Source organism: Paenibacillus sp. Y859 (assembly GCF_056786405.1).
In genome coordinates, this window is sequence record NZ_JBXCIZ010000022.1 from 24,867 (window position 1) to 34,690 (window position 9,824).

Below are 9,824 nucleotides of genomic sequence, written 5' to 3' on the forward strand. Positions count from 1 at the left end.
AAAGCTTAAACTACTCATGAAACACTATAACGGCAACCATTGCCTAATTATTGTAATCGTAATGTTGAATAGTCGCCCCCAGAAAGGAAACCTATCTTAGTGTACAATTTCTTTGCATGGTTTCCGGAGGTAACAAACAAACGAATTACCGGATATTTATCATGCATTGCATTCATTGTTATGTTTAACATACTTTCTCCAAGTCCTTGTCTCCTATTTTCGGGTTTAACCACTATATCGTATATTAGAGGTAAACCTTCCCAAAAAGAAACAAGACATACCCCCACCACTTTCGAATTGTGATCGCAAATTATACTTGATGCTTTTCTCAATTGTTCATGATCATTGTACTTAAAGTAAGTTTCAACAGAATTGGAAATGTCATCTAATGATTTTTCATCTACTCCATTGAGATTTGATTCGTAAATCAAGCTAATAATTGATGATGTATCTTTTTGTTCGGGATGCAAAACCAAGTAATCATTCGACATTATAATATCTCTCTTCTCACTTGGTCGCATCATACAGGATCTAGTTTCAGTAAGTTTAAATCCAACATCTAGAAATGAATTTAAATGATTATCTAATACACAGTAAGCATCTATTTGTTTATTCTCCCCAATATGTTTAACAATTCCTTCTACTAGCTCTACAATTCCTGTATTGTAGGGTGGGATAGTAAACAGACAACTTAGGCTATTTCCATCTATTATAACTCCAGCAATTTTCGTCTCATCATTAATTACCCAATAAATATCATTAACCTCACTTGCAATATTCACGAGTTGATCCCAAGTTGGTCTGAACCATATATTCGTGTAATAAGTGGCAAAGTATCTGGAAAACAAACCACTATCCGCTCTCTGTAATGTTAATTTCATAAATACACACCTCTCTGATTTTGCTACACATAGCATTCGCACAAAAAATGTTATATGAATAATTGTGGAAACTTTTTATAATTTGCTATGATTTCCTATAACGTTTCCGTGTTCACGACGCCTCACCACCCTAAGGACCTTTAGGTCCGGCCGCGATGCGGTTGGGTGGTGCAGGTGTGTCCCGGCATCTACTTCTTCGATTTATCTTCCGGGACCGAGGCAGCTTGTCTGCCAAAGTGTGAACATATTGTTATGTGCTGTTCCCTACTTCAGTGAATTCACTAAAAAAATCAAACAACATTTCGCATCATATTAATGGATATGTATCGAAAAACTGAAAATTAATTATTTTTCTTCCTCTCGTTAATCTTGATAGGTATACCCCGCGTCGTAGCCAGTAATTGTAATTCTTGTAAAGTCTCTTGTGTTTTTTCAAACATGTATTTCATATTATCTTCTTTAAATGTTTCATTATGATATACAATTTTCGTAATGGGCTCACCAATTGGAAAACTGTCATAGAAAATCTGCATTGTGTAGCCGATATCAACCTTCTTGATGAACCAAGTATCAAAAGTTTTTTCGTAGTAATCATATTTAATTAATAATCTATTTAGAGCCCTATTTTCTCCTTCTTCGACACCTTTAAGAAATTCGATCTCGTTCATTGCTTTATATTCATCAGATTCTTTATATTCATGGATTCCTTCTTTTTTATGTACTTCCGAGGATGCAGAAATTTCAAGTTCAGTTAGATTTAGTATATAATCCGAATAGATACTCCCTTTATTTCTTCTTTGAAAAATAAACCAAGAAAGTATTATTCCTAATAAGAAACTTAGAATGACCAGTAATATAGCATTTGAAATTGACAAGATTATTTCCCTCCCGTAGAATAGAATTTCTTAAATAATAGAAACTTTAGTAAAATAATGATTCAGTTTTTGGATCTAAATATATCTACTCGGGAATTGCACATAACGTTTGGGTATCTACGAACCTCAACACCTTAAAGGAGCAAAGCGACTGGCCGCGATGCGGTTAGGTGGTGAGGGTTGTCTGCTGAATATACTACTTTGAAATCCCTCTTGCAGACCAAGGTTCGTAAGAACCGCAGCGTAGATACAATGTTATCTGATGGCCCCGACTCCCTGAAATACTTACAAATATTATCTATGTTTTAACTGTTCTATATTGATCTATTCTTGATTGTTATTATATTTCTCTTCAAATTCCTTATTTCGTAATTTCATTTCATCTAGATGGTTTTTAAAGTTTGAGTTCTTTATTAAGTAGATAATTCCACCAAGGATACATAGTGCCCCAAACCAATAATTAAGAGTTAGATTCACACGATAACTATCAGGTGAAAAAGAACCAGCAGCTGCTGACTGGTATGCTGCTAAGCCTAGCTTTGGAATTACTTCTTCAACGATCTTAGAAATTGTAATTATACAAATCCCTAAAATAATAAAAATTAAAGAAAATCTGATTTTTAAGTTTTTCATGTATACACCGCACTTCGGATTTATTATTTTTATACATTTCGGGGCTTTCAGATAACGTTGTCGTATTCGCGACGTTAATTCCCTTTAGATAGCTCTTATCTTAGGGGAATTAATGTATCTGCCTGATTATTCTTCTTTGACAAATGCCTCGGGCAGATCAAGGGCCTATTGGCCCGCAGTACGAATATTGTGTTATCAGAAGTAGTTGCCTTCTTCGAAATACCCAACATCAAGTACCTTCAGATATAAGAAATCTATACCCGCCTTCATATTCTTCTTGTTCAAGGACTTCTTTATATTTCAGCAACCATTTCCCCTCTTTTAGATCACTTTCTAACTTCCTTATTATTGGGTCTAGTATTTCTGTTGGAGCTTTCGCAAGTGGAGATATAGCTGATCTAAAATTCTTATCTAAGTATAAATTTGGGTTTCTCCATGCCGAAATAAAAAATCCATCTTTAATATCGTGAGGAACCATGAATGGAACGATTTCTACTATATTCCCTGTTACTATCGAAAGTAGATCAACAACTTCATTTATTGGTCTATATGACTCATATGATTTTTTTATAATTATAGAAAAGTATTCATACAACCAACAATTGTCTTCACAAAATCTTGGATCGGCTATAAAAACAACAATTTTCCCACTACTTCGAACAACTCTATTCATTTCACTAAAACTTTTCTTTAGATCGCTAAAATGATGAATGGCACGTATCGAAATTATTGCATCTACAGAATTGTCAGGTAACGGTAGTTCTTCAGCAGTACCATCGACCCATTCTAGATTCGTGTGTTGCCTTCCTTGTAGTCTCATTACTTCTGAGGGTTCAATAGCAATTACATTGTAACCGAGTTTGGCCAGTTCAAAGCTGTAGTTTCCAGTTCCGGCACCTATATCTGCTATTACGGATTTAGAAGGTAAGTTTAAGGAACTAATAATGGTTTTCATTATTCTAGTATCTGCTTGACGACTTGTATTATATGTTTTCCCTATTTCATTATAAATTTTCGAATTTATCATATTCACTCCTTGTTTCACATGATTTTTCACAACTATTTCAGCTAACGTTCGGCATTCCTGACGTTCAAGCGGCTTAAGGACCGTAGGTCCGGGTGGCTCTGCCACTTAGTCGGTTGGATGTGTCGCCTGCATCCACTTCCTTGAGATCCATCTTGGCGACTTAGGAGCGTCAGCGACGACACAGGAATGCTATGTTAGACGATGCTTATAATTGTGAGGCTTGCCGAACACCTAATGCAGTGACGTCCCGACGGGCTTAGGGGGCTGGATGTGGTCACTCGCTTCTCAGAGTGATCCCGAGCGTCAATATGTTGTTAGCCAAAGGAAGTTCTGGAAGCAGCCATTGTATTTAAGGCATTCTCAAAATAGCTATATACTTCATCTGCAATTCCCAGAAACTCTTCAACAAGTACATGACTATCCAAGTAACAAGCATACAGATAATCAACTAAAGCGGAGTCAATCTCGCAATAGTCTAATATGGCATTCTTCATCTTAATAATGTCATCTTGCCATACACCTGTATCTACTAAAACCAAAGAGTATAATGCACGAATTAATCTCTTAGAATAACCTTTAATATATCTAGTTTTCATTGTGTTATCACTAGCATTAGAAAGTAAACTATGTATACGATCTACTTCCTGCTTGGTCTCTGTATTTAAGTCTAAAATGAACTCTGGAGAAGTAATTATCGGTGGCACTTTTTCACCAACGTCATGACCATGTATGCAAACACAAATTATCTTAATCCAAAAACCCCACTCATTCGGTTTACTTAATACATCATCAATCGAGCAAATTATCGTATCAATCTTAGTTACTACTGGATATTCTTCCAAAAGCTTGTCTTTAATATTTGACAATCTTTCGTAATCAATATCTTTGGGATTTACACATACAATAGTAAAGTCTGCATCTGACTTAAAAGGTTTAGCAGTTCCTTTTGGAATCGAGCCACACATATAAATGCTATGAATCTTACCTTTAAATTCGGTAAGTATATTATCTATATACTTATCAACAAAATCCTTATATTCACTTTGTATTACAATTCTATTTATAACTTTTTCTAATATCATATAGACTCCTCCTAAACATGTAAGAACTTCTTTCGGCTAACGTTCTTGAATTCTCGACGTCTGACGGAGTAGGATGTGTCCGGCTGAATCTGCTACCTGGCTTCTCAACTTCGGACCTTCATATGCCATTATCCGATCTTGACCTTAGATGCTTCTGGCTTTGAGGGTTTACCCATATGTTCTTGACCTAGGAAGTTTCGGCTAACGTTGCGCATTTCTGACGTCCAAACGGCTTAAGGACCGAAGGTCCGGGTGGCTCTGCCACTTAGCCGGTTGGATGTGTCGCCTGATTCCACTTCTCAGATAATCCCTCTTGGCGACCAAGGAGCGTCAGTGACGAAGCAAAAATGCATTGTTATACGCTGCCCCTTCTTCTTCAATTCCTCATCCATATATGTCTTGTGTGTTTTATATATTTGATATGACTTTACGTGTTTTATTTTTTGATTCTATCTTTTGGTCCTATCAAATCCGTTTTCGCAAAGGAAAGGTTCCCCTTCCCTATTTCTTCTTTGTCGGTTTTCAACTGCTTCTTCGTAAATCCATCCTTATTCATTTCATTCATTTATGCTTTTTCTGTTCCCTTAATTATCCTTTATTTAATTGTTCCTTTCACCTTCATTTATTATTGATTGTTAATTGGTTTCATGTTTTAACATTCTCAAAGGGGTTGCGTATAACGTTTGGGTATTCCCGACGTCCATTCCCCTTAGATAGCTCTTATCTTAGGGGAATGGATGTATCTGCCTGAATTTTCTTCCTCGAAAATACTTCTGGCAGATCAAGGGCCGTATGGCCCGTAGCGAGCATACAGTGTTAGACGGAGTCACCTTGAAATACTCTCAAAATCATTAAGTGTTTAGAGCTTCCATATAAATATTTGCAAGTGATCTTAGAATTAATATGCTTTCATCAACATTATTGGTCTCTAAAGAATGATTTGCATTAGGAATTTTAATTATTCTTCTGTGATTGGATATGATAATTTTTTTTGCCATTTCCTCGTTAAACGAAACATCATTTGTTCCATAAATTACAATACCTTCAGTTGAGTTAATATAATCAACTGTGTCTTTAATCGGAGTCAAATATATATGTTTAATAGGAATCCCAAGTCTTCTATGAACTTCTCCAGCAACTATGGTTCCTAAGCTCTTACTAATAAAAACAACTTGTTCATAATTATTTACTATACTATTTATTGATTCTTCGCTTTCTTCTAATACTCTAGGTAAGTCTTTAATATCCAAATCAGTTCTTGCAGCTTGATAGCCATATTCTAAAACCAGTAAGTCAAAACCACTTTGAATCGCAGAAGTTCCTGCATAATGTAAACAAGGCTTCTCACACGGATAGTTTTTTCCAGGAAAAAGAACAACTAACTTTGAATTTCCCTCTTGAATTTTATAATATTTTTGTTTTAAATCCGTCTTCCAAAACGACGGTACCGTTATTAAATTTAAGATCAATTCTCTTCATCCTTTCATACCTCAGGTGATTTCGTCTAACGTTTGGCATTCCTGACGTTCAAGCGGCTTAAGGCACGAAGTGCCGGGTCGTTAGACTTAGCCGGTTGAATGTGTCGCCTGAATCCTCTTCATTGCAATTCCTCTGGGCGACCAAGGAGCGATAGCGACGAAGCAAGAATGTTCTGTTAGACGATGTTCATGCCTTCGTCGAATAACTCTACAACATTTATTTACTTTCAGTCCTTTGTTCTTGACTCGTTGTCACACTTAATCTGTTAGGATGTATTACTATGTACGAGTTTTTGCAAAATGGTACCCAGGTTTTCCAAACAGCCTCTAAATCACTAATCAATATTTTTCGGTTATAGAGTGTTTCATTGCAGTTTATTGTGTGTTTCAAGGAGTCTGCTAAATAAAAATAATCTCCTTCATACCCTATAACTGGTGCAAAGTGTAAATACCTCTTATCAGGAAAGACCCTAATGAACACGATAACCGGTATGCCCTGAGTTAATTGCTTTTTAAGCGTATATACATTTCCAGAATAATAAGAAACATCAAAACCCCGTTTCTTGAAAAATACGATTATACCTTTAGGGCTAATTGTTCCATCATATAGTTTTCGAGGATATTTTTTATAGAGTTCATTACCATCTGCTTCTTTCCCCAGATGTCTTAAAATAAATGCACTTGAAAATGCAGCACATTCATAATTATGCTGAATATCCATCCTGTTCGAAGTTTTAATACAATATGAATTGGGCAGATCACTAACATCGATTGAATCTCTTTTTGGAAATTTATAATAGTATGAAATTAGTACAAAAATAAATACTATGACTAGTAGCGAATTAATAATAATCCCCATTGTTCCTCCTGCGACTATGCTTTTCAATTTTTAAATAATAAAAAAAAAGGCTGCCTTCCATAATTGGTTTTCAACTAAGCGGAATGGAATAAATAAAATCTTATTCGCATGAATGTCGTCTAACGTTCCCGCATTCACGACGTCCCAGCGCTTTAAGGTTCCGTAGGAACTGGCTGCCGCTTGCGGCAGTTAGGCGGTGGGATGTGTCTGCCTGAATCACTTCCCCGAAATGCCTCGGGCAGACCAAGGGTCGCTTGCGACCCGCAGCGTTGAATGCGATGTTATCGGATGTCAGCGACTTCTTCGAAAAACAATCAATGATCCGTTAATATCGTTTCTCGTTTGCTGTAAAGAACCATGCCTTCCTTGATTACATATTTAACCTTTCGAAGATTTTCTATATTAACAAGTGGATCTCCTTCAACTACAAATAAATCAGCCCTCTTACCGGTTTCGATGGTTCCGATTTCATGAGAAAGATTGCATATCTTGGCACCAACAGAAGTTGCCGATACAATAATTTGCATGGGTGTGAGGCCAGCTTCACCCAATAACCGGATTTCTTCCCATGGCATTCCTAGCCTATACCAAGGGGTCTCCTCTTCAATAAAATCATCTCCTAAACCGATTTCTCCACCTGCTTGGACAAATCTTCTAACATTGTCCAATCCTTGCTTTAATATGGGGGCACCAAATTTGTCCTGAAACATTTTCAGTACGGTAAGAGTTGGAACGATTCGTACGCTATTCTGAACCATTTGCTTGATTAAACCGTCATCCAGACGATCAAATATCATATGGGCAGCATCGTTAATCCCAGCATTTACTAGAATCTGAAGATTTTTAGCGTTGGTTACATGGGCAGATACATATGTTTCACTAGCATGGGCTTCTTGGCAGATAGCTTCAAGAATTTCCTGACTCAATTTAGGTAATCCGAACGTGCTGGGATCATACCCGTCTTCAAGGGCAGTTTTGATAAAATGAATGCCTTTAACTAACACCTCGCGAACCTTACTACTAGCTTCTTCTACACTTCCAACACCCATCGGCTCTTGCCCGCCGTATCCCCCAGGAGCCGAAAAAACCTTACCTGAAGTAAGGATTCTAGGATAAGAACTACCCGCAATTGCATCTGTATGTGCAATCACATCCTCAATAGTTGCGTTTGTCATCATCCCCTCATCCCGGATTGTGGTAATTCCCTCTTTAAGACAAGTTGCCAAATATTCTTTATGATACCCATGAATGGGCTCATTCTTTAAAAATTTGAAGCCGCAATGAGCGTGTGTGTGAATAAACCCCGGCATAATCACAAGACCATTCAGGTTCAAAACCTTCACGTCCTCATTTAAAGGATGAAAGTCCTGCTCTTGTGTAATAAAACCGATTCGGCCACCTACAATTTCGATTGTTGCATGATGAATGGGCGGCTGGCCTGTCCCATCGATTAAGGTTCCGTTTAAAAGTAACATTTTTTCACATTCCATGGATATAATCCCCACCCTAAGTTATTTGTTCCTCCATAGAATTATAAAGCCTCGATGGATAAATTTGGGAGATGGAATTTGTTTGCAAATCATTTTTTACACACTCCCGATTTTTGAATTTTTAGATCTATTTCTTTTTCGCTAATTTCCTATAACGTATCCGCATCTGCGACGCGACCCGGCCTTAGATAGCTTTTATCTTAGGCCGGGTCGTGTGTTGTCTGAGTTCACTTCCATGATTACACTCCCGACAACCAAGGGGCGAATGCCCCGCAGCGCAGATGCTTTGTTATAGGATGTCAGCGTCTTCTTCGAATTTACTTAAGTTATTGTTTAACCAGGTTTCTAATTCCGAAACCATTTCTTCATATTGGTTTAGAGCATTTATTGTTCCAGTTACCTGTAATGTCCCCATTTCCTGTTCATTTTCGTCCGTGCATTCAATCCGTAACGATCGTTTAAGACTATATTCCAGCCAGTCTAATTTGCTTAAATAACCGTGTTCTAAAATATTTCTCCAATCAGCATCAATAATTCCAATACTTTTTTGATATTCATCAATAAAGGCTAAAAATTTTTCCTCGTCTATACTCCCTAATTCATTCACAGACCAGTAAATTGCCGTTTCAATCAAATCGTGTTTTGGATTAATAAACCCGGCTGATTCCCAATCAATTATTATTGGATTTTCTTGAAACCACATAACATTCTTGGGTTCTAAATCTCTGTGGCCGATAACCATTTCTGATGCTAACATTCTGTAAGATCTCTTTGCTTTATCGCTCCAAACAAATAACTGTTCAATGTTTTCGTGTAACAGCTTCACCCAAACAGAATTGATCTCTTTCCCTTTACTTAAGTAAAAATTCCAATCTGATTCTTTCGTATTATCAAAATAATTATCATTATTTTCTATTTGAGAGAAATCTGTCTTATGAATTCCAGCAAGAATCGATGCAATTTTCTTACAATGAGTTAAATTAATTTGATCAGATTTAAGGGTATATCCTTCGATCCAATCAAAAACAAGGTAAAATTGATCGTCTATGCTCTGAATAAACTTACCATCAATCGTTTTTGCTGGTTGAACAGGTGAACTATTGTATGCAATAGTTGCGATCCTTTCAGATTGTATATAATTATGTAGGGCTGTCGGTCTTGCCATAATTTGTGGATTTAAAGCTTTTACAGCATATTTCCCTTTGGTTGTTTCTATTGCAAACATCCTATGTAATAGCCCTCCCGAAATAATTTCTGGTGTTTTTATTATTTCACCAAGTTTTAATGTGTCGCACAATTTTTCGAATTGTAAATTATATTGATGATTCATTTGATATGTTCCTTTCACTTTTTCTTTTTTTGTTTTACGCTGATTTCCGATAACGTTTGGCATTCCTGACGTTCAAGCAGCTTAAGGACCGTAGGTCCGGGTCGTCAGACTTAGCTGGTTGAATGTATCGCCTGAATATACTCCTTGAAAATCCTTCTAGCGATCAAGG

9 protein-coding genes are annotated in these 9,824 nt (G+C 36.8%); all 9 read right to left on the reverse strand.

The features are described 5' to 3' along the window. Positions 1-47 precede the first annotated feature (47 nt). The 9 genes from AC1TO8_RS23200 to AC1TO8_RS23240 all read right to left on the reverse strand — a co-directional run bounded on the left by AC1TO8_RS23200 (position 48) and on the right by AC1TO8_RS23240 (position 9,718). On the reverse strand, positions 48-881 hold the full coding sequence (locus AC1TO8_RS23200) for a GNAT family N-acetyltransferase (RefSeq protein WP_482057956.1): 834 nt from the start codon (positions 879-881) through the stop codon (positions 48-50). A gap of 341 nt (positions 882-1,222) precedes the next feature. Continuing rightward, the gene (locus tag AC1TO8_RS23205; RefSeq protein WP_482057957.1) at positions 1,223-1,756 is read right to left on the reverse strand and encodes a hypothetical protein; all 534 of its coding nucleotides are present in this window, start codon (positions 1,754-1,756) and stop codon (positions 1,223-1,225) included. Positions 1,757-2,080: 324 nt separating this feature from the next. Continuing rightward, positions 2,081-2,389 (reverse strand): hypothetical protein, encoded by a 309-nt coding sequence (locus tag AC1TO8_RS23210; RefSeq protein WP_482057958.1) that lies wholly within the window; start codon positions 2,387-2,389, stop codon positions 2,081-2,083. Positions 2,390-2,618: 229 nt separating this feature from the next. After that, positions 2,619-3,521: a class I SAM-dependent methyltransferase gene (locus AC1TO8_RS23215; RefSeq protein ID WP_482057959.1), complete on the reverse strand. Its 903-nt coding sequence runs from the start codon at positions 3,519-3,521 to the stop codon at positions 2,619-2,621. 209 nt (positions 3,522-3,730) lie between these two features. Then, positions 3,731-4,498: a nucleotidyltransferase domain-containing protein gene (locus AC1TO8_RS23220; RefSeq protein ID WP_068652335.1), complete on the reverse strand. Its 768-nt coding sequence runs from the start codon at positions 4,496-4,498 to the stop codon at positions 3,731-3,733. A gap of 851 nt (positions 4,499-5,349) precedes the next feature. After that, positions 5,350-5,967 carry an alpha/beta hydrolase gene (locus tag AC1TO8_RS23225; protein WP_482057960.1) on the reverse strand — a complete coding sequence of 206 codons (618 nt, stop codon included), beginning with the start codon at positions 5,965-5,967 and terminating at the stop codon, positions 5,350-5,352. Between the two features lie 226 nt (positions 5,968-6,193). Next, entirely contained in the window at positions 6,194-6,835 is a 642-nt protein-coding gene (locus AC1TO8_RS23230; protein WP_482057961.1) for a C39 family peptidase, read from the reverse strand. 314 nt (positions 6,836-7,149) lie between these two features. After that, positions 7,150-8,325, reverse strand: coding sequence for an amidohydrolase family protein (locus AC1TO8_RS23235; protein WP_482057962.1), 1,176 nt, complete (start codon positions 8,323-8,325; stop codon positions 7,150-7,152). Positions 8,326-8,614: 289 nt separating this feature from the next. Continuing rightward, positions 8,615-9,718: a phosphotransferase gene (locus AC1TO8_RS23240; RefSeq protein WP_482057963.1), complete on the reverse strand. Its 1,104-nt coding sequence runs from the start codon at positions 9,716-9,718 to the stop codon at positions 8,615-8,617. Between the last annotated feature and the right edge of the window lie 106 nt (positions 9,719-9,824).